Origin of the sequence: Enterobacter sp. FB, from assembly GCF_000805795.1 — a bacterium.
Taxonomy (GTDB): domain Bacteria; phylum Pseudomonadota; class Gammaproteobacteria; order Enterobacterales; family Enterobacteriaceae; genus Enterobacter; species Enterobacter roggenkampii.
Window position 1 is genome coordinate 1333217 of sequence record NZ_JSZC01000013.1, and the last position, 21064, is coordinate 1354280.

The following is a 21064-nucleotide window of genomic DNA, read 5'->3' on the forward strand; positions in this document are numbered from 1 at the left end:
AGTGAGAGAGTAAGGGGCATCGCGCCCCTTAGCGTTATGCTGTAGGGCGTTCGTTCCAGGCGTCACTGTGCATTATGTTCCCGTCGACGATGCGCCAGGTAATTTTTTCGTACTGCAGACTTACGCTTTCAACATGGTTCATTTTATCGTTGGCAGCGATTTTCACGTTCGGCACGCTGCAGTTAACACCCGTAACCTTTACGTTCTCCATTAGTACGGTGTAATAACAGACTTCCTGTCCGGCATCATTAATATGATAGAACTTAATTTCAGCGCTTTTGAGTGCCTGACCGGTAGATGCTGCTTTGTAAAGGTAGGGCGTGGCGCTATCAACTTCCTTTTCAATCCGCATAGATGAGTGTTGACGCGTGCCGGTGATCTTGCCGTTAGCGCTGTCTACCGGGAGGTTAAGGCCATGACTCAGTCCTATGATCTCAATGCTACCTTCACGATCCTGAACATCTACAGAACCTTTAATATGTGCTTCACCGTCGTCTTTTAGCCACATGTAGGGAGGAATAGGCATTCTTTATTTCCTTATTTTATTGAGTAGTAGCGTTGTTAAGCGGTAAATAACCGTAGCGAGGGTCAGTACGATTAAAATATCGATATTGGTATATGTGTCGTATAGTGTTTCAGCATTCACATCACCATAAATAAAATCACATAGAGATGAGACCACGTCATGATCAAGATAGCGTTCAGCGGGTCCCAATGTGCGGCCTACTAAAATGCTGATGCATAGAAACCAGACCGTTTTGAACAGCCTGATGCCCCATTTAAGGGCACGCGTTGGTATATCCACTTTCACTCACCTCAACCCAACCGCGTGCCATCAGTGAACGCATACAGGGAACCTGAATAAGCTCTGTACTCATGAGAGCATTCCGAATCAGTGCGTAATCAGAATTATGGGCAATCGTGATACATCCTTCAGATACCGTACCCGGATGCAGCCGAAACAAACCCCGATAGACGTTATCAATCCAGGTACCATCATCGATTCCCCAGTCATCCTTGTATAAAGCAAACCACTCATCGCGGCCAAATTCTGCACCGGACCTGACCTTATTCCACCGATCCTGAACCTTCGCTTTTAAACCGGAAAAGAAACCTCCAGTCCCTCTGTCAACAATCCAGTATTTACCTGGAGGAATTGGACCCGACCCTTTAACTGCACCACAAAATCCGTTGTTTCTGTAAATTCCCTGCCCGGAATGCGCCATAAACACGCCAACGCCGTACAGGTTAAAAGGCGCATAGTCAGCACCATTTAGCAGCATCGTTCCTTTTAAGGCCATCTTTTCTCCACATCCTTTTATTAAGAGAAAGTCAGCCTACGCCTGACGTGACCATAGATATTCAACCAACATCATATTTATGAACGGCTCATTTTTTTTAAGAAAATGACCTGACAATTTTTAATCACGCTTTCGCGTTAACCTTAGTAAATGCTGAATGAATAATGAACCAGACTCAGCTAACAAAACGCCATGCCTGCTTCTCTGGCACACGCTCCGCAATTCCCGCTATAATCCCCAAAATTTCCAACCGGTTTAGAAATAATCATGACAAAACTCACCTTACAAGAGCAGATGCTGAAAGCGGGCCTCGTCAGCAGCAAGAAAGCGGCGAAAGTGCAGCGCACGGCAAAGAAATCACGCGTTCAGGCGCGTGAGGCTCGGGAAGCGGTAGAAGAGAACAAGAAGGCCCAGATCGAGCGTGACAAGCTGCTGAGCGAGCAGCAGAAGCAGGCCGTGCTGGCGAAAGAGTTTAAGGCGCAGGTGAAGCAGCTGATCGAGATGAACCGCATCACCGTCTCAAGGGGCAACATTACCTTTAACTTCACCGACGGTAATCTGATCAAAAAAATCGAGGTGGACAAGCAAACCCAGGCTCAGCTGATCAACGGCCGTCTGGCGATTGCCCGCTTGGTCATCAACGCCAGCGGCGAGTGCGAATACGCGATTATCCCGGCGGTAGTGGCCGATAAAATTGCCCAGCGCGATGCCGACAGCATCGTGTTAAACAGCGCGCTCAGCCAGGAAGAGCAGGACGAAGACGATCCGTACGCGGACTTCAAAATCCCTGACGATTTAATGTGGTAAACCGCATTCAGAACGGGGCGGCGTGACGGGCGTTAACCGGCTCTCCGCTCACGGGATGAATAAAATTCAGAACGCTTGCATGCAGCATCAGCCGGGGCGTTCCCTCAGCCCCCGGCGCGTCAAGACCGCCATACAGATCGCAACCCAGAATCGGGTGCCCCAGCTGCTGGCAGTGAATGCGCAGCTGATGGGTTCGCCCGGTCTCCGGGATCAGTTTCACCCGCGTTAACGGTAATCCCGCCCCCTGATAAAACCGTTCCACAACCTGGTAGCGGGAGCGGGCGGGTTTACCGGTAATGGCGCAGATCGACATCAGCGGAAACTGCGCCGGGTCTTTGGCAATCGGGGCGTCAATGACCCCTTCATCATTTTCCACGTGGCCGCAAAGCAGGGCGCTGTAGACTTTCTCCACGCTGCGCTGGCTGAACTGCTGGCACAGCGCCGCGTTGATGACCTTATTGCGCGCAACCACCATCAGCCCGGACGTGCCAAAATCCAGACGGTGCACCAGCGTGCAGCCCGGGAACGCCTGAACCAGACGATAGTGGACGGAATCCAGGTTTTGCGGATTTTTGCCTGAGAGGCTGAGCAGGCCGGAAGGCTTGTCGATCAGCAGCAGATGTTCATCCTGCCAGAGGATCTGAATGTCATCGTGACACGGTGGGGCAATAAAAGAATCAATGATCGCAGACATCAGGCCGCCCGGCTGGAGAGTGGGAGCGGATGATAACGAAATGCGGGAGAAAAGAAAAACCCTCCCACCGGGCGGTGAGAGGGTGAAGTCTTACGCTGCAACCAGGCTGTCGATGGCGGCTTTCGCGTCGGTCTGCGCTTTGGTCGCCACTTCCGGACCGTAAGCGATACCTTCCGCGAACACGAAGTTCACGTCAGTGATGCCGATGAAGCCCAGGAACAGGCTCAGGTACGGCGCAACCAGGTCGGTTGGGGTATCTTTGTGGATACCGCCGCGGCTGGTCAGCACGATCGCACGCTTGCCTTTTACCAGACCTTCAGGGCCGTTCTCGGTGTAACGGAAGGTTACGCCAGCACGCGCCACCAGGTCGAAGTAGTTCTTCAGCTGGGTTGGGATGTTGAAGTTGTACATTGGGGCGTTGATGACGATGACGTCATGTGCCTGCAGCTCAGCAATCAGCTCGTCGGACAGGGCCAGCGCTTCCTGCTGACGCGGGCTCAGCGGCGCATCGCTTGGGCGCAGCGCGCCAACCAGCTCGCCATCGAGCACAGGAATGGGGTTTGCAGCCAGGTCACGCACGGTGATTTCGTCAGCAGAATGCTGTTCACGCCACTGTTCAACGAAGTAATCAGACAGCTGACCAGACTGAGAGTACCCTGCCAGAATGCTGGATTTCAAAACTAATACTTTGCTCATGGGTGATTCCTGTTGTTGCATTTGATTGAAGGGGGTTGCCCCGTTGCTTGTTGACACTCTATTCACAATCCTGCCACAGAGATAGCGCAATATATCGAAACCTATGTTCGAATTTTTTGAATAAGGCACGAAAGGCGTCAGTGTGGTACTCTATAGCAATCATTAAAAAGAGAGTTTATCAGGGCGTGTACTGCCCTTTAACGCTATGACAGAACAACAAAAATTCACCTTCCCGATGCTCCTGCAACAGCTCGATTCTCTGACGCTGCGTGATAAACAGCGCTTCGCCCGCCGTCTGCACGGCGTCAAGAAGGTTAAAAATCCTGATGCTCAACAGGCCATTTACCAGGAGATGGCGAAAGAGATTGAACAGGCGGCAGGGAAGGTTGTGCTGCGCGAAGCTGCGCGCCCGGCGATTACCTACCCGGAAAACCTGCCCGTCAGCCAGAAGAAACAGGACATTCTTGAGGCCGTACGCGACCACCAGGTGGTGATTGTCGCGGGTGAAACCGGTTCGGGGAAAACCACCCAGCTGCCGAAAATCTGTATGGAGCTGGGCCGCGGGATCAAAGGCCTGATTGGCCATACCCAGCCGCGTCGTCTGGCGGCGCGCACCGTCGCCAACCGTATTGCCGAAGAGCTGCAGACGGAGCCGGGCGGCTGCATCGGCTACAAGGTGCGCTTCAGCGACCACGTCAGCGATAACACCATGGTCAAGCTGATGACCGACGGTATTCTGCTGGCGGAAATTCAGCAGGATCGCCTGCTGATGCAGTACGACACCATCATCATTGACGAAGCGCACGAGCGCAGCCTGAACATCGACTTCCTGCTCGGCTACCTGAAAGAGCTGCTGCCGCGTCGCCCGGATCTGAAAGTGATCATCACCTCCGCGACCATCGACCCGGAACGCTTCTCGAAACACTTCAACAATGCGCCGATTATTGAGGTGTCTGGGCGGACGTATCCGGTTGAAGTGCGCTATCGCCCGATTGTGGAAGAGGCGGATGATACCGAGCGCGACCAGCTGCAGGCCATCTTCGATGCCGTTGACGAGCTGGGTAACGAAAGCGCGGGCGACATCCTGATCTTCATGAGCGGCGAACGCGAAATCCGCGATACCGCCGATGCGCTCAGCAAGCGCGACCTGCGCCACACCGAGATCCTGCCGCTGTATGCCCGCCTGTCCAACAGCGAACAGAACCGCGTCTTCCAGCCGCACAGCGGACGCCGCATCGTCCTGGCGACCAACGTGGCGGAAACCTCGCTCACCGTGCCGGGTATTAAATACGTGATCGATCCGGGCACGGCGCGCATCAGCCGCTACAGCTACCGCACGAAGGTTCAGCGGCTGCCGATTGAGCCGGTCTCTCAGGCTTCTGCTAACCAGCGTAAGGGCCGCTGCGGCCGCGTGTCGGAAGGGATCTGCATTCGTCTCTATTCCGAAGACGATTTCCTGTCGCGCCCGGAGTTCACCGACCCGGAAATTCTGCGCACCAACCTGGCGTCCGTTATCCTGCAGATGACCGCCCTGGGGCTGGGCGACATCGCGGCGTTCCCGTTCGTCGAAGCGCCGGATAAGCGCAACATTCAGGACGGCGTGCGTCTGCTGGAAGAGCTCGGGGCGATTACCACCGACGAGCAGGCGACGGTTTATAAGCTGACGCCGCTGGGCCGCCAGCTCAGCCAGCTCCCGGTCGATCCGCGCCTGGCGCGTATGGTGCTGGAAGCGCAAAAGCACGGCTGCGTGCGCGAGGCGATGATCATTACCTCGGCGCTGTCCATTCAGGATCCGCGCGAGCGTCCGATGGACAAACAGCAGGCCTCGGACGAAAAACACCGTCGCTTCCACGACAAAGAGTCCGATTTCCTCGCCTTCGTGAACCTGTGGAACTACCTCGGCGAGCAGCAGAAGGCGCTCTCCTCGAACCAGTTCCGCCGCCAGTGCCGGGTGGATTTCCTCAACTACCTGCGCGTGCGCGAGTGGCAGGATATCTATACTCAGCTTCGCCAGGTGGTGAAAGAGCTGGGCATTCCGGTGAACAGCGAACCGGCGGAGTACCGCGAAATCCATATCGCGCTGCTGACCGGCCTGCTGTCCCACATTGGGATGAAGGACGCCGAGAAGCAGGAGTATACCGGCGCGCGCAACGCCCGTTTCGCCATCTTCCCGGGTTCTGGCCTGTTCAAGAAGCCGCCGAAATGGACCATGGTTGCCGAGCTGGTGGAAACCAGCCGCCTGTGGGGACGCATTGCCGCCCGTATCGATCCGGAATGGGTGGAGCCGGTGGCGCAGCATCTGCTTAAGCGCTCGTACAGTGAACCGCACTGGGAGCGTGCGCAGGGCGCGGTGATGGCGACCGAAAAAGTGACCGTTTACGGCCTGCCGGTGGTCGCCGCGCGCAAGGTCAACTACAGCCAGATCGATCCGTCGCTCAGCCGCGAGCTGTTTATCCGTCACGCGCTGGTGGAGGGTGACTGGCAGACGCGCCACGCCTTCTTCCGCGAAAACCTGAAGCTGCGCGCGGAAGTGGAGGAACTTGAGCACAAGTCCCGCCGCCGCGACATTCTGGTGGACGATGAAGCGCTGTTCGAGTTTTACGACCAGCGCATCAGCCACGATGTGATTTCCGCCCGCCACTTCGACAGCTGGTGGAAGAAGGCCAGCAAAGAGACGCCGGACCTGCTCAACTTCGAAAAGAGCATGCTGATTAAAGAGGGGGCGGAGTCGGTCAGCAAGCTCGACTACCCGAACTTCTGGCATCAGGGCAACCTCAAGCTGCGGCTGACCTATCAGTTTGAGCCGGGGGCCGACGCGGACGGCGTGACCGTCCACATTCCGCTGCCGCTGTTAAACCAGGTTGACGAGAGCGGGTTCGAGTGGCAAATCCCCGGCCTGCGCCGCGAGCTGGTGATTGCGCTGATCAAATCTCTGCCGAAACCGGTGCGCCGCAACTTTGTGCCTGCGCCAAATTACGCGGAAGCGTTTTTGGGCCGCGTCACGCCGCTGGAGCTGCCGCTGCTGGACGCGCTGGAGCGCGAGTTCCGCCGCATGACCGGCACCACCATCGACCGCGACGACTGGAACTGGGATCAGGTGCCCGATCACCTGAAAATCACCTTCCGCGTGGTGGACGATAAAAACAAAAAGCTGCAGGAAGGGCGTTCCCTGAGCGAGCTGAAAGAGGCGCTAAAAGGCAAAGTCCAGGAGACGCTCTCTGCGGTGGCCGACGACGGCATCGAGCAGAGCGGGCTGCACATCTGGAGCTTTGGCCAGCTTCCGGAGAGCTACGAGCAGAAGCGCGGTAACTATAAGGTCAAGGCCTGGCCTGCGCTGGTGGACGAGCGCGACAGCGTGGCGATCAAGCTGTTTGATAACCCGCAGGAACAGCAGCAGATGATGTGGCGCGGGCTGCGTCGCCTGCTGCTGCTCAACATCCCGTCGCCGATCAAGTATCTGCACGAGAAGCTGCCGAACAAGGCCAAGCTGGGGCTCTACTTTAACCCGTACGGCAAGGTGCTGGATCTGATTGACGACTGCATCTCCTGCGGCGTGGACAAACTGATCCACGAGGCGGGCGGCCCGGTCTGGACGGAAGAGGGCTTTGCTCAGCTGCATGAAAAGGTGCGCGCGGAGCTGAACGACACCGTGGTGGAGATTGCCAAACAGGTCGAGCAGATCCTCACCACCGTGTTCAACATCAACAAGCGTCTGAAAGGGCGCGTGGATATGACCATGGCGCTGGGTCTGTCGGACGTGAAGGCGCAGATGGCGGGGCTGGTTTACCGCGGCTTTGTCACCGGCAACGGCTTCAACCGTCTCGGCGATACGCTGCGCTATCTGCAGGCGATTGAAAAACGGCTGGAGAAAATGGCTATCGACCCGCACCGCGATCGCGCGCAGATGCTGAAAGTGGAGAGCGTGCAGCAGGCGTGGCAGCAGTGGCTGAACAAGCTGCCGCCAGCGCGCCGCGACGATGAAGACGTGCAGGCGATCCGCTGGATGATCGAGGAGCTGCGCGTCAGCTTCTTTGCCCAGCAGCTCGGTACGCCGTATCCGATTTCGGATAAGCGTATTTTGCAGGCGATGGAGCTGATTTCAGGTTAAACCCTTGCCCGGTGGCGCTGCGCTTACCGGGCCTACGGGAGAACGGGTAGGCCGGGTAAGGCGTAGCCGCCACCCGGCTGGTTATCGTTCTACAATCGCCAGCGTAAACCCATCCCATCCCTTAATCCCCACCGTTTGCAGCGCGGTGGCGGTTAAGCGCGGGTTATCGCCCATCATCTCAATAAAACGCCGCACGCCCAGCACGCGCGCGTCGTCGCTTTGGCCGTTAATGACTTCGCCATCACGGACCACGTTATCGCCGATAATTACCGTACCGGGGCGGGAGTAGTGCAGCGCCCATTCCAGATAGCCGGGATTGTTCGGCTTATCGGCATCAATAAAGATCAGGTCGAACGGCGGAACCTCGCCGAAATTCTCCAGCGAGCTCAGCGCCGGGCCTTCAATTAATTCAATGCGTTCGTTTAACCCCGCAAGCTGAATATTCTCGCGCGCAACGCGGGCATGCGTGGGATCGGCCTCAAGCGTAATCAGCTTACCGTCCGGCGGCAGCGCGCGCGCCATCCAGATTGAGCTGTAGGCACCCAGCGTCCCGATCTCAAGAATGCGTCTTGCCTGCGTCATGCGCACGAACAGCGCCAGCAGCTGCCCCTGATTAGCCGCGACATCATGTTCAGGCAGCCCAGCGCGTTTGTTGTTTTCCAGCACCTGATTCAGTACGTCATCGTCAGGAATAAGTGACGAAATCATGAAATTATCAACTGCAGACCACTGTTGTTGCATAGATTGTCTCCTGAGGGGGAATCGCCGGGTCGCGGCTGCGCCTTACCCGGCTTACAGGGCTGAGGAATAAACGCCGGGTGGCGCTTCGCTTACCCGGCCTACGGGGCGAAATGTAGGCCCGGTAAGCGAAGCGCCACCGGGCAGGTTTTCAGGCACTGACCCAGCCGCCGCCCAGCGCTCTGTACAAATCAATCTGCGCCAGCAGCAGGTTATTTTTCACCTGCACGACGCTGGTCTGGACCGAGAACAGCGTGCGCTGCGCGTCCAGCACGTCCAGATAGGAGGAGTAGCCGTTGCGATAGCGATTCTGCGCAATGCGCAGCGTCTCCTGGGCCACATCCTGCTGGGCAAGCAGCTCCGTCAGCTGTTCCTGATAGCGACTTATCGCATCAAGGCTGTTGTTCACTTCGGCAAACGCGTTACGCACGGTTTTTTCATAAGCGTACAGCGCCTGGTTACGCTGGGACTGAGAAATATCCACCTGCGCATTCAGCGCCTGGCGGTTCAGCAGCGGGGCGAGAATACTGCCTCCGACGCTCCAGAGCTGAAGCGGGTTGTCCAGCAGGCCGGAAAGGGTGCGATCCTGAACCGATCCTGTCGCGGTCAGGTTGATCGACGGCAGCAGGCTGGCGCGCGACGCCGCGAGCGAGGCATCCGCCGCCACCAGCTGGCGTTCGGCCTGGACGATATCCGGCCTGCGGTTCAGCAGCGTAGAAGGCAGCTGCGACGGCAGCGTTAGCGGCGTCAGTGCTGCAAAGCTTTCACTGCGCGCCACGTCGCCCGGGTTGCTTCCCAGCAGCAGGCTGAGGGCATTCTCCTGCTGTGCAATCTGGTGCTGCAGCACGGGCACCTGCGCCCGCGTTGAGCGAAGTTCGGAATCCGACTGCATCAGCTCCAGGCGCGAGCTGTAGCCCGTCTCAAACTGACGCTTCGCAAGGTTAAACGCCTCTTCGCGCGATTTCAGCGTGGACTCGGTCACCCGCAGCTGCTCGTCAAGCGAGAGCAGGGTGACATACCCGGATGCCACAGACGAGGCGACGGTCAAATCCGCGGCCGCGGCGGCGGCTTTTTGCGCCGCCAGCGAGGCTTCGGCAGCGCGCGAGGTGCTGCGGTTGACGCCCCAGATATCCACGTCATAGCTTGCCGTCAGGCTCCCTTTGTACAATGTGCCGTAAACCGGCAGCCCGGTCGCCGCGGATTGTGAACGGGCGCGCGTCCCGGTTAAGCCCGCGTCGAGGGAGGGAAACAGGCTGCCGTCGGCCGCATAGACCCGCGCCTGATACTCGTTTATCCGTTCGCGGGCGATCAGCACGTCGCTGTTGTGCTGTAGCGCCTGATCCACATAGCGGTTCAGGTGGTTGTCATGGAAATTACGCCACCAGAGCTGCTCCGCCGGGCTGGCAGGGCCGGAGACGGTGCGCCACTGGGTGGGGATGTGCAGCGTCGGCTGCGCCGGTTTGACGTCAACGGACTGGCATCCGGCCAGCATGACCGTCGCCACCAGCGCGGCTATCGGGCGAAGGATCATTGCTTCGCCTCCCGCGTATCAATGGTTACCTGCACCGACATACCCGGACGCAGCAGCGCGGCGTCCTCTGGCTTACCGAGCACCTCAATGCGCACCGGAATACGCTGGGCTATTTTGACAAAGTTGCCGGTGGCGTTATCCGGCGTGATGGCGCTGAACTCCACGCCGGTCGCCGGGGAGATGCTCTCCACGCGGCCCTGATACGCCTTGTTGTTCAGGGCATCAACGGTGAACTTCACCGGCTGGCCGACGCGCAGCTCCGCGAGCTGGGTCTCTTTAATGTTGGCGATGACCCAGTGCTTTGGCGGCACCAGGGTGGTGAGATGGGTTCCGGCGGTCACGTAGGCCCCGAGACGCACGGCGATCTGGCCGAGCTGGCCGTCACGCGGCGCCACAATGCGGGTGTTTTGCAGGTCAATCTGCGCCAGCTCCAGCGCCGCTTTGGCGTTTTCAACATCCGCTTCCAGCGCACCGCGATTGACAATCACCGTCTGCAGATCCTGACGCGACATCTCAAGGGCGGCTTTCGCCTGGTCGATGTCGGCGCTACCCTGAGCGGCACTGGCCAGCGCGGCGTCGCGCTCGCGAATGGAAAGCGAGCCGTCCGCCGTCAGCTCTTTCACCCGTTTTAAATCCGCCTGGCTTTTCAGGCTCTGGGCGCGGGCATTTTTCAGCGCGGCGTCATTTTTGGCGATCGTTGCTTCGGCGCTTTTACGCTGCTGCAGGTTGTTATTCAGGGCGGCAATTTTCATCGCCAGCTGCGCCTCTGCCTGATGCACCCGCTGACGATAGATACGGTCATCGATCTGCAGCAGCAGGTCGCCTTTTTTCACCTGCACAAAGTCCTGAACCTTTACCTCGGTGATATAGCCGTTCACCTGCGGGCTGATAAACGTCGTCTGGCCGCGCACGTAGGCGTTATCGGTAAACTGCGCGTGACGGGTGAACGGCGGCAGTTGCCACGCATAAAGGATCACCAGCACGCCGACAATACCGATGGCGGCGGCGGTGAAAACGGAAACAATGCGCACATTTTTGCGGGTGTTGGCCTGCTCTTTGGCGGCATCCTGCTGACTCATAAACTCTCCAGAACTCTTTCAATTATTTGTTGCCGGTGGCGTTCTTCAGCGCCAGACGGGCAGTGATGCGCAGGCGCAGCAAGCGCCATAAAATCCAGACCAGCGTGGCGGCAGCGATGCTCGCCGTCAGCAGATAAGTATCGTTATAAGCCAGAATATTCGCCTCCAGCGCGGTGACCGTTTGCAGCTGCGTTATCGCCTGGGTGCCCAGCAGCGCGCTGTCGCCAATCAGGCTTTTGTACATCTGGGTATAAAGCTGAATTCGCTCGTTGACCAGTGGGTTGAGCGTGGTGAGCTGGTCCGCCAGCAGGCTGGAGTGGTATTTCTCGCGCCAGGTCTGGAAGGTGCCGAGGATCGCGGAGCCCAGCAGGCCGCCCAGGTTCTGGCTCATGCCAAACATCACCGAGAAGCTGACCAGGTTACGCGGGTCGGCGATCACCCCGCCAATGGCGGCCAGCATAGCGGGCGCCAGGAAGAAGGCGCTGCCGAAGCCCAGCAGGAACTGGCTTACCATCAGCTGATCCGGACGGGTCAGGTTGTTGGACTGGCTGTCCAGCAGCGAGGCAACAATCATCAGCGCCAGAGAGGTAATGATTGGCCACGCCAGTTTCGTCGGCTTGATGGTGAGACAGCTGGTGACAATCCCGCAGACGATCCCGGCGAAAATGGACCACGCCAGATGCGTCATCTGCTCGTTCTGTAAGCCCACGTACTGCAGCCAGCCGATGACGCCGGTGTTTTGCTCTGCCAGCACGATACGGATCAGCAGCATAATCAGCCCCAGGCGGACGATGCTGCCGCTCGACAGCCAGCGGGTGTTCAGCAGCGGGTTGCTGCGGTTATGTTCAAAGACGATGGCTGCGACAATCAGCACCAGCGATAGCGCCAGCGACCAGCCGATCCACGGCGCTTCGAACCACCAGTCAAGGCGGCCCAGAGAGAGGACGGCACAGAGCAGGGCCATCCCGGGAGCCAGTAAAAAGAAGGTGATAAAGTCTTTTTTCTCAAAGACCTTGCGCCGGTCGCCCGGCGGTAATTTTAAGGCGATGACGCAGGCCAGGGAGATCAGCGCCAGTCCCAGCTCGAAGAAATAGAGCCCGCGCCACTCGTCCAGCTGCAGCAGCTCGGTTGAAAACAGGCGCGCCAGCGGGATGGCGAGTGACGATCCGGTGATGCCGATGGTCAGCGCCTTCAGGCGGTGCTTCGCAGGCCAGGCCTGGATCTGATAGTAAATCCCCAGCGAGCTGAGCGCGGCGGCCACCATGCCGTGCGCGGCGCGCACCATCAGCGCCGAGCTGAGATCGTTAACGAACAGGTGGAAAAAGGTGACCAGCACGTACAGCACCAGAAAACCTTCCGTAAAGGCGCGCAGGCCATACTGCTGGCGGAATTTAACCAGCAGCAGGTTGATGGAGATGTTGGTCATCACATAAACCGCGGGCAGCCAGGCGATTTCGGTTGACCAGGCGCCGAAGGTCCCCTGCAAATTTTGCAGGTTGGCGGTCACCACCGCATTCCCCAGCGCGCCCGTCAGGCAGACCAGCAGGCCCACGACGCCATAGGCAATGCGTTTTGGCGTACTGTGTTCGGGCGTGGAGGGCGAACCCAGCAGGGCGGGTTTCTCATGTGGCTGCCACTCGCGAGGAGCATAAGGGTCGCGTTCGGGCAGGCGCATAACGTCGTTTACCTTAGAAATGATTGAATAATTAGCGGGCTAGCGATTCTACGACTCCCGCAAATGATAATTCAAGTGAATATGATTTACGCATGTTAATCAAATGATGAAGGGAAATTTAAGGAAAAAGAGCGGCCCGCAGGACGGGCCGGGAAGGGTCAGAGACGTTCGGGCTGCGCCTGGATGAGAGTGGCGCGCTTAACGCGGCTGGCGCAGAAAATCGCGATTAAAGAAATGGTCACCGTGACGGCAAGATACCAGGCCACCGGCACCCAGTCGCCGTCGTATTTTGCCAGCAGGCCGGTGGCAATCAGCGGCGCGGTACCGCCTGCCAGCGCGGCACCCAGCTGATAGCCGAGCGTAATGCCGGTGTAGCGCACGTTTGCGCTAAAGATTTCAGAGCACAGCGTGCCGAGTACCGCCGTGACAGGGGCCCACAACACGCCAAAGGCGATGACCGTCGCGAGCACGATACCCCATGTGGTGCCGGTATTGAGCAGCATAAACCACGGTACGATAAACAGGCCCAGCACGAAGACGCTGATTGCGTACATGCGCTGACGGCCTACCTTATCGGAGAGTAGCCCCATTAGCGGGATCATAATGGTCGCCACCAGGGCTCCCAGCGTCACGGCTTCCAGCGCCTGCGATTTCTGATACGTCAGCGTGCTGGTGGCATAGCTCACCACGAAGGTCGAGAAAATATAGAACGGCGCGGTTTCAACCACCTTCAGACCGGCGGCAATCAACACTTCACGCCAGTGATGTTTCAGCGTATCGCGCAGCGGGGCCTTCGCTACCTGACCGGACGCTTTCACTTTCTGAAAATCGGGCGTTTCGTCAATATCTTTGCGGATCCACAGGCCGAGCAACACCAGCACCGAGCTCAGCAGGAACGGGATGCGCCAGCCCCAGGAGAGAAAATCCTCCTCGCTGAACAGGGTCATCAGCGACACGATAAAGGTTGCCATCAGCATGCCGATGGTGACGCCCGCCTGCGGAATACTGCCGAAGAAGCCTTTACGTTTTTCTGGCGCGTATTCATAGGCCAGCAGCAGCGCGCCGCCCCATTCACCGCCAATGCCCATCCCCTGAATGATGCGCATCAGGATCAGCAGAGCAGGCGCCCAGAGGCCAATCATCTCATACGTGGGCAGCAGGCCAATCATAACGGTTGCACCTCCCATCAAAGAGAGGGTCAGCACGAGGGTTTTTTTCCGTCCGATGCGGTCGCCGATGTGGGCGAAAAGTACCCCACCAATGGGGCGAATAAAGAAGGTTAATGAGAAAGAGAGATAAGAGAGGATGAGTCCGATTACCGGATCGACCATCGGGAAAAAGATCTTATTGAAGACCAGCGCGGCCGCCGTACCATAGAGAAAATAGTCAAACCATTCAATGGCGCTCCCGGTAAGGCTGGCGATTAACACCTTTTTATTTTTACGTAACACCGTCGTCGTACTTTCATGTTCTGTCATGACCTGAAACCCCGCCACGTTGATGATGAGAGAGGTGTCACCTGGCGCGCTTCAGGTGCAACCTGTGATGATAAAAAAGGTTGTGAAATTGTTAAGCAACTTAGGGTCGGATGTTGTCTTTGGCAAGCGCAGGGGGGATAAAACTGGTCAGATCACGGCGAAATAAGCAGCGTTGGGTGCTTTTTCATGACGCCTGCACAATACAATGTTTTGTAGGGCTGGAAATCAAAAGCATAATAGGCAGGTGCAACCCGATGATTTTTGGATGTTTCTGGTTATTTCAGAAAAATGATAAATTCGGCGCTTCAACAACGTGAGGAGTTCACCATGGTTCAGCCCCATTTTCCCGTTCTGGCGGATGCCACGCTGGCGGCCTTCAATACTGTCGGTGAATGGCTGGCGCAGGACGACCTGAGCGCGACCCGTCCGAGCCCGGAAGTCGATGCGGTGATTCTGGCCGGAAACGCGGTGATCCCCACCATTGACGCGGCCTGCCGTATTGCCGCCCAGAGAGATGTACCGCTTCTGATCAGCGGCGGCATCGGCCATTCGACCCCCTTTTTATATACCGCCATTGGCAATCATCCGCGTTACCACACCGTACCGGTCACCGGGCGGGCCGAAGCGAGCATTCTTGCCGACATTGCGCAGGCGTTCTGGCAGATCCCCGAGGCGCGTCTGTGGGTTGAGGATCGCTCCACCAACTGTGGCGAAAACGCGCGCTTTAGCTGGAACATGCTGAAACAGCATCATCGAACGACCGGGCGGGTGCTGGTGGTGCAGGATCCGACGATGCAGCGCCGCACGATGGCGACGTTTGCCCGCGTGTGTCGGGATGAGCCCGATTCACCGCAGTGGATAAGCCATCCCGGGTTTACGCCGACGCTGCAAAACGGTAACGAGGGCGTGGAATTCAGCGAGGGCCACACCGGACTGTGGCCCGTTGACCGTTACCTTTCACTGGTTATGGGGGAGCTGCCGCGCCTGTATGATGACGCCAACGGCTATGGCCCGGCCGGGCGGGATTATATTGCTCACGTTGAATTCCCCGAGGCCGTCATGGCAGCGTGGAAACAGCTGCAGCAGGATCCTGTCCTGAAGGGCGCACGTAAAATAATTTAGGCACGGAACAATCCCCTCGCCCCATTGGGGAGAGGGTGAGGGGGAAAAATCACAGCGCCGCAAACTTATCCAGCGTCCGCACCAGCTGCGTCACAAACCCATACTCGTTGTCATACCAGGCAACGGCTTTCACCAGCTGAAGGTCTCCCGCTTCTGACACCTCCGTCTGCGTGGCGTCAAACACCGAACCATAATGCGAGCCAATCACATCTGACGACACAATCTCTTCATCGGTATACCCGAACGATTTATTGCCCTGAGTGGCCTTTTTCAGCGCGGCGTTAATCTCCTCAACGGTCACTTTCTTGCCCAGAATGGCCACCAGTTCGGTAACGGAGCCCGTTTTAACCGGCACGCGCTGGGCGTGGCCTTTCAGTTTGCCGCTGAGCGCAGGGATCACCAGACCGATGGCCTTTGCGGCGCCGGTGGTGTGCGGAATGATATTCTCTGCCGCCGCCCGGGAGGCGCGAAGATCTTTCCCGCGCGGGCCATCCACCAGCGCCTGGGTACCGGTATAGGCATGAATGGTGGTCATGGTGCCCACCTTAATTTCAAACGCGTCGTTCAGGGCTTTTGCCAGCGGGGCGAGGCAGTTAGTGGTGCAGGAGGCGACGGAAATAATGGTATCACTGGCGTCAATGGTCTCGTCGTTCACGCTGTAGACGATGGTTTTCATGTCCCCCGCGGGCGCAGAGATCAGCACCTTCTTCGCGCCCGCGTCCAGGTGCGCCCGTGATTTCTCTTCAGACGTATAAAAGCCGGTGCACTCCACGACGATATCCACGCCCGCGGTTTTCCACGGAATGTGCTTTGCCTCTTTTTCGGCATAGACCGCGATGGTTTTACCGTCAACGATCAGCGCATCCTCGGTGAAATCCACGCTCCACGGGAAGCCACCGTAGTTGGAATCGTGCCTGAGCAGGTAGGCCAGCACTTTTGGAGAGGTGAGGTCGTTGATGGCGACGACGGTATTACTGTCCTGGGTTTCAAGAAGGCGGCGCAGAACAAGACGTCCGATGCGTCCAAATCCGTTAATGCCAATTTTACTCATGGTGTTCTCCTGTAAACGTGTCGATGTGACAGTTTGAACTCATCCAGGCTTAGACCATCACGGGCAGGGCGGCAATTGAAGATGCTTCATGCGGGAGGATGTATTTGAAAAACCATACAGAAAAGTTAATGAATTTTTAAGGAAAGGAGATTATGTTGGCGCGGTAACTGTTTTTAATCGAGAAATCACATGCGCACTAAATATACAAGCCTGCAAATCGGCATCCACTGGCTGGTGTTTCTGTTAATCATCGTCGCCTACTGCGCCATGGAGTTCAGAGGTTTCTTCCCGCGCACCGCGCGCCCGACGATCAACATGATCCACGTCTCATGCGGGATCAGTATCCTGGTGCTGATGGTGGCGCGTCTGCTGGTTCGCCTGAAATTCCGTGCACCACCGATTCAACCGAAGCCAAAAGCGATGGTGACGGGGATGTCTCATCTGGGGCATCTGGTGGTGTATCTGCTGTTTATTGCGCTGCCGCTGATTGGCATTGTGATGATGTATAACCGGGGCAGCGACTGGTTTGCTTTTGGCCTGGCGATGCCGCATGCGGCGGAGTCCAATTTTGACCTGGTAGATATGCTGAAAGAGTGGCACGAGACGCTGGCAAATCTGGGCTATTTTGTGATTGGCCTGCACGCCGCGGCGGCGCTGATGCACCACTATTTCTGGAAAGATAATACCCTTCTGCGCATGATGCCGAAAAAGCGTTCGTAGTCTTTAACGCTTGCCGGGTGGCGGCTATGCTTTACCCGGCCTACGATGCAATTCCAGAATCGTAGGCCGGGAGCGCTACGCGTCACCCGGCTTGTTTTTTAACCCAACAGAGCACGCTCTTCAGCCGTTAACGCCAGCGTCTGCGTTGGCCCCGATTCCGACGACGTCACCGCCGCTTCCAGCACAGCCATCACCGCCAATGCCTCAACAGGGTGGACAGGATTGGCGATTTCCCCGCGTAGCGCATTACGCACGTTGATGTAGTACTGACGCTGATCGCCTTTCGGGGTAGGGATCGTCTGCGATGCGCCGTCAGCGCCAAAGAACACCATGCTGTCGCTGTCTTCGCCCCAGGCCTCACTGCCGGGGATCACCCCGGAGAGCAGCTGTGCTTCCTGCTGATCGATTCTGGCCTTCACCACGCTGCCCTTGTCCCCGTGGACGGCAAAGCGCGCCGTACCGCCCGCCACCAGCATGCTGGCGTGCAAAATCACCTTATGTTCCGGGTAGTTTAAGACCACGTGCGCCCAGTCGTTGATTTCTGCGCCGTCGCGCAGCGTCGCGATATTCCCCTGAACCGACTGCGGCAGGCCAAAGAGCTGTAGCGTCTGGTCGATAAGATGAGGCCCCAAGTCAAACCATAAGCCACTTCCGGGGACGTTCTGCTCGCGCCAGCGCACGCGCACTTCCGGGCGAAAGCGGTCAATATGCGACTCCAGGTGTTTGACCTTGCCGAGCGTGCCCTGCTCAATAATCTGCTTAATGCCGAGAAAATCGCTGTCCCAGCGGCGGTTGTGGAAGACGGAGAGCAGACGCTGCTTTTCCTCCGCCAGCGCAATCAGGTCGCGGGCTTCCTGCATGTCGAGGGTGAAAGGCTTATCCACCACGACATGCTTGCCGGCGTTCAGAGCCAGCGTCGCCAGCGGGGCGTGCGTGGCGTTGGGGGAGGCAATCACCACCAGGTCAACATCAGGATGCTGAATAGCCTCTTCAGGGGTGGCGACCACCTCTACGTCCGGCAGATCGCGTTTAACCTTCTCTTCATCACGAGAAGAGACCACGGCCAGCTTAAGCCCGTCCACAGACTGGATTAACGGGGCATGGAAGGTTTTGCCCACAAATCCATACCCGATCAGCGCAATGTTAATTGTTCGAACTGTACTCATGAACTTCTCCACGTTAATTCGCGCACACCGTGACCTGCAATGCGCCAGGGTCCCCAAGCTCAGGCCAGGGACGATCTAAAAAGAGTTGTTGAATGTTGGATAACCCGGAAACCAGATACGGCTCGCAGCGGTTGACCTTCAGGTGGTCGGCAACAATCCAGTGCGCATGGCTTGCGTCAAGCATCGCGCGCTTAACCTCGGCATCCGCTTCTTTACCGGCGCTCAAACCGAGTTCGGCATGAATGGCGCACGCCCCGAGGATGGCGATATCTGCCCGATAACGGGACAGCAACGACAACGTGGCGCTTCCGGCAAACAGGCGCTGCTGGTGGTCCCATTTCCCCCCGAGCAGGATCAGTTCAACGTCTTCCCGGTCGCTAAAATGCTGGGCGATATCCAGCGACGTGGTTATGACGGTGAGCGGCCCGCGAAGAAAGGAGGCGACAGCCATTACCGTGCTGCCCGCATCCAGAAACAGGGTAGAACCCGCAGGGACCTGCTGGGCCACCTGTTTTCCGAGGCGCTGTTTGGTTTCCGGCAGCAGCGTATTGCGGCCCTGACGGTTCATGGCGGAAAGATTCAGCGCGATGGCTCCGCCGTGGTTCTTCTGCGCCAGGCCCTGGTTCTCCAGGTCGGTCAGATCCCGACGGATGGTATCGGCTGAAACCTGCAGCTTTTCTGCCAGTTCGGTGATGCTGGCCTGGCCTTGCTCGCTCAGGATATCCAGAACGTGGCGCTGTCGTGCAGTTTTGTGCATCGGTTACATTCCTGCAAAATATCGCAATAGTTTGCATAATACAGCATTTTAACGCAGAGAGAAGGGCAACGTGGTTTTGATGTCGGGGAGTGAGGTGATGATTCAGATGCGTGATTATTAAAATTTTATTAAACAGGTATAAGCAAGCCGTTTTGAATGTTAATCATAATGTTATTGATATGTTTTATTTAACGGTTTGGATTATGTAACCAGTGCAACACCATTGTCTGGAGTTAAATTTCGACAAAATAGACATTTATAGATATTAATTACTTTAATTAGTTTTTTAATAGCGATAAATCCCAATTCATCCTGTTTGGCTACTTAAATTGACACTTCTTTGAAAATCTTTGTGTCTGACCCGCGCGGAAATTAACGCAAAAATGTGCAGGGAGCAAATTAAGAATTTTCCTTAAATAACAGACGGTTTATATGTTTCATCTGAAAGGTCATTTTACGAGTTTTGTCCAGAAACCCCATCTTTTTTCTTAATTGTAACACCACATTAACATTGTGGGTGTAGTGGCCTATAACACATTTTGTTATGCTGCTAACCACTTTAGGAAATAAGTAAATTCTTAATTAAATAAGACGCAGGCAGATCTCATCTCCAGGGGGAAATGGGTATGGGGAGTTTTACCTAAAATTCGGCAAGGATGCTAAAAAAGATATTTGTCTAATTATCTATACCTCTTTTTGGGTAATTGCTTCAGTGTCACTCAGAGTCAGGGAGATAAAATGACGATATTACGAAAGCCAATGTTACGCCGATTTACAGCAGCGCTGGCATTCATTTCATTAGCCATAAATACGGCGTACGCCAATAGTAGTCAGGTGGGTATTGCCCCGGTTGCCAGGACAACCTTAAAAGAAAGTATTCTTTTTGCTATCGATCGCGATCCGTCTATTAGTCAGCAGGCCGCGCAGCTCGGTATTGGTCAGGCACAAATAGATGAAGCGCGCAGCGGCTGGATGCCGCAAATATCGCTGAACGGGAGCACGGGCCATAGCCAGACTACCGATTCCAGCGGGTCGCTGAAGAATTCAGCCGCCTGGGGACTGAGCCTGACGCAGCTGATCTATGATTTTGGCAAGACCAATAACAGCATCAGCCAGTCTTCCGCCCAGCGCGATAGCTATCGCTACCAGCTGATGAGCACGCTCTCTGACGTAGCGGAAAAAACGGCGCTGAGCTATGTCGAGGTCAAACGCTATGCCGATCTGCTGCAGGCAGCAAAGGAGAACGTTCAGGCCCTGAAAAATGTTGAGCAGCTGGCAAAGCTGCGCGCCGACGCGGGCGTGAGCTCGACCTCCGATGAGCTCCAGACCCGCACGCGTATTGCCGGTATGCAGGCAACGGTCGCGCAGTATCAGGCCGCCTTAAACAGCGCCCGCGCAAGGCTTGCGGTATTAACCGGCATGCAGGCAGAAAACTTTTCGCCTGTACCCGCAAACCTCGCGGTTGAACCTGATTCGCTCAACCGCATTGATTATTCGCTGATACCGGCGGTCATGGCCGCGCAAAACATGGAGCGCTCTGCCCAGTATGGCGTGGAGACGGCGAAGTCCCAGCACTGGCCGACCCTCAGCCTGAAGGGCGGACGTACCCGTTACGAGTCGGACAACCGTTCGTACTGGGACGACCAGATCCAACTCAACATTGACGCACCGCTTTATCAGGGCGGCGCGGTCTCTGCACGCGTGCGGCAGGCTGAAGGCGCGCGGGCGATGGCCTCCTCTCAGGTCGATCAGGCGCGTTTCGACGTCCTGCAAAAAGCCTCCGTCGCGCAGGCGGACTGGACCGGCGCGCGGGGAAGAATGGAGGCCGGGAAACAGCAGCTGGAAAATGCGCTGCGCGCCCGTGATGTTTATAAAAATGAGTACACCCTGAGCAAGCGGAGCATTAACGATCTGCTCAGCGTTGAGCAGGATGTCTGGCAGGCCACCTCGGCGAAAATAATCGCTGAGTATGATGGCTGGAGTTCAGCAATTAATTATGCTTCCGCGGTTGATAATTTAATGCCGCTTATTGGAATAGAGAAAAACGCTGCCGCAAAACTACCCGATTTGAGTTAAAAAAAGACGCGTATTGTCGCGCAAAATAAGTCTGAAAATAATGGGTGTTTTTTCCCAGGGATAGC

General features: G+C 56.8%; 17 protein-coding genes. 5 read left to right on the plus strand and 12 right to left on the minus strand.

From position 1 onward, the window contains the following. Positions 1 to 34 precede the first annotated feature (34 nt). Positions 35 to 526 carry a type VI secretion system tube protein TssD gene (locus tag PI91_RS13445; RefSeq protein ID WP_039266361.1) on the minus strand — a complete coding sequence of 164 codons (492 nt, stop codon included), beginning with the start codon at positions 524 to 526 and terminating at the stop codon, positions 35 to 37. Positions 527 to 779: 253 nt separating this feature from the next. Next, complete coding sequence (locus PI91_RS13450) at positions 780 to 1301, minus strand: DUF2778 domain-containing protein (RefSeq protein WP_032674738.1); 522 nt, start codon at positions 1299 to 1301, stop codon at positions 780 to 782. Between the two features lie 267 nt (positions 1302 to 1568). Here PI91_RS13450 and PI91_RS13455 point away from each other — a divergent pair, with 267 nt between their 5' ends. Then, positions 1569 to 2108 carry a DUF2058 domain-containing protein gene (locus PI91_RS13455; protein WP_039266362.1) on the plus strand — a complete coding sequence of 180 codons (540 nt, stop codon included), beginning with the start codon at positions 1569 to 1571 and terminating at the stop codon, positions 2106 to 2108. 7 nt (positions 2109 to 2115) lie between these two features. On the opposite strand, the gene PI91_RS13460 is transcribed toward PI91_RS13455, so the two are convergent. Both PI91_RS13460 and azoR read right to left on the minus strand, forming a co-directional pair. After that, on the minus strand, positions 2116 to 2802 hold the full coding sequence (locus PI91_RS13460; protein WP_039266363.1) for an RluA family pseudouridine synthase: 687 nt from the start codon (positions 2800 to 2802) through the stop codon (positions 2116 to 2118). A gap of 90 nt (positions 2803 to 2892) precedes the next feature. Continuing rightward, the gene (azoR, locus tag PI91_RS13465) at positions 2893 to 3498 is read right to left on the minus strand and encodes an FMN-dependent NADH-azoreductase (protein ID WP_008502313.1); all 606 of its coding nucleotides are present in this window, start codon (positions 3496 to 3498) and stop codon (positions 2893 to 2895) included. Between the two features lie 205 nt (positions 3499 to 3703). Between azoR and hrpA the strand changes: the two genes are divergently transcribed. Continuing rightward, positions 3704 to 7606, plus strand: coding sequence for an ATP-dependent RNA helicase HrpA (gene hrpA, locus PI91_RS13470; protein ID WP_039266364.1), 3903 nt, complete (start codon positions 3704 to 3706; stop codon positions 7604 to 7606). 81 nt (positions 7607 to 7687) lie between these two features. Here the strand turns inward: hrpA and PI91_RS13475 are convergent, their stop codons facing one another. The 5 genes from PI91_RS13475 to PI91_RS13495 form a co-directional block, all read right to left on the minus strand. Next, the gene (locus PI91_RS13475) at positions 7688 to 8347 is read right to left on the minus strand and encodes an O-methyltransferase (RefSeq protein ID WP_008502311.1); all 660 of its coding nucleotides are present in this window, start codon (positions 8345 to 8347) and stop codon (positions 7688 to 7690) included. Between the two features lie 148 nt (positions 8348 to 8495). Then, complete coding sequence (locus PI91_RS13480) at positions 8496 to 9875, minus strand: efflux transporter outer membrane subunit (protein ID WP_039266365.1); 1380 nt, start codon at positions 9873 to 9875, stop codon at positions 8496 to 8498. Further along, positions 9872 to 10954, minus strand: coding sequence for an HlyD family secretion protein (locus tag PI91_RS13485; RefSeq protein ID WP_039266366.1), 1083 nt, complete (start codon positions 10952 to 10954; stop codon positions 9872 to 9874). The genes PI91_RS13480 and PI91_RS13485 overlap by 4 nt, the downstream gene beginning before the upstream one ends. Before the next feature lie 22 nt (positions 10955 to 10976). Then, positions 10977 to 12629 (minus strand): MFS transporter, encoded by a 1653-nt coding sequence (locus tag PI91_RS13490; protein ID WP_008502308.1) that lies wholly within the window; start codon positions 12627 to 12629, stop codon positions 10977 to 10979. A gap of 158 nt (positions 12630 to 12787) precedes the next feature. Next, positions 12788 to 14107: an MFS transporter gene (locus PI91_RS13495; RefSeq protein WP_039266918.1), complete on the minus strand. Its 1320-nt coding sequence runs from the start codon at positions 14105 to 14107 to the stop codon at positions 12788 to 12790. Positions 14108 to 14434: 327 nt separating this feature from the next. Between PI91_RS13495 and PI91_RS13500 the strand changes: the two genes are divergently transcribed. Further along, positions 14435 to 15229 carry a YdcF family protein gene (locus PI91_RS13500; RefSeq protein WP_039266367.1) on the plus strand — a complete coding sequence of 265 codons (795 nt, stop codon included), beginning with the start codon at positions 14435 to 14437 and terminating at the stop codon, positions 15227 to 15229. A gap of 49 nt (positions 15230 to 15278) precedes the next feature. On the opposite strand, the gene gap is transcribed toward PI91_RS13500, so the two are convergent. Continuing rightward, positions 15279 to 16280, minus strand: a complete 1002-nt coding sequence (gene gap / locus PI91_RS13505) for a type I glyceraldehyde-3-phosphate dehydrogenase (protein WP_025911237.1) — start codon at positions 16278 to 16280, stop codon at positions 15279 to 15281. A gap of 189 nt (positions 16281 to 16469) precedes the next feature. Between gap and cybB the strand changes: the two genes are divergently transcribed. Next, positions 16470 to 17000 carry a cytochrome b561 gene (cybB, locus tag PI91_RS13510; RefSeq protein ID WP_023327423.1) on the plus strand — a complete coding sequence of 177 codons (531 nt, stop codon included), beginning with the start codon at positions 16470 to 16472 and terminating at the stop codon, positions 16998 to 17000. 98 nt (positions 17001 to 17098) lie between these two features. Here the strand turns inward: cybB and PI91_RS13515 are convergent, their stop codons facing one another. Both PI91_RS13515 and PI91_RS13520 read right to left on the minus strand, forming a co-directional pair. Then, positions 17099 to 18166 (minus strand): oxidoreductase, encoded by a 1068-nt coding sequence (locus tag PI91_RS13515; RefSeq protein WP_039266368.1) that lies wholly within the window; start codon positions 18164 to 18166, stop codon positions 17099 to 17101. Between the two features lie 13 nt (positions 18167 to 18179). Then, entirely contained in the window at positions 18180 to 18923 is a 744-nt protein-coding gene (locus PI91_RS13520; protein ID WP_023327424.1) for a DeoR/GlpR family DNA-binding transcription regulator, read from the minus strand. Between the two features lie 738 nt (positions 18924 to 19661). On the opposite strand from PI91_RS13520, the gene PI91_RS13525 reads away from it, so the two are divergent. Next, positions 19662 to 20999: a TolC family outer membrane protein gene (locus PI91_RS13525; RefSeq protein ID WP_039266369.1), complete on the plus strand. Its 1338-nt coding sequence runs from the start codon at positions 19662 to 19664 to the stop codon at positions 20997 to 20999. Positions 21000 to 21064 lie beyond the last annotated feature (65 nt).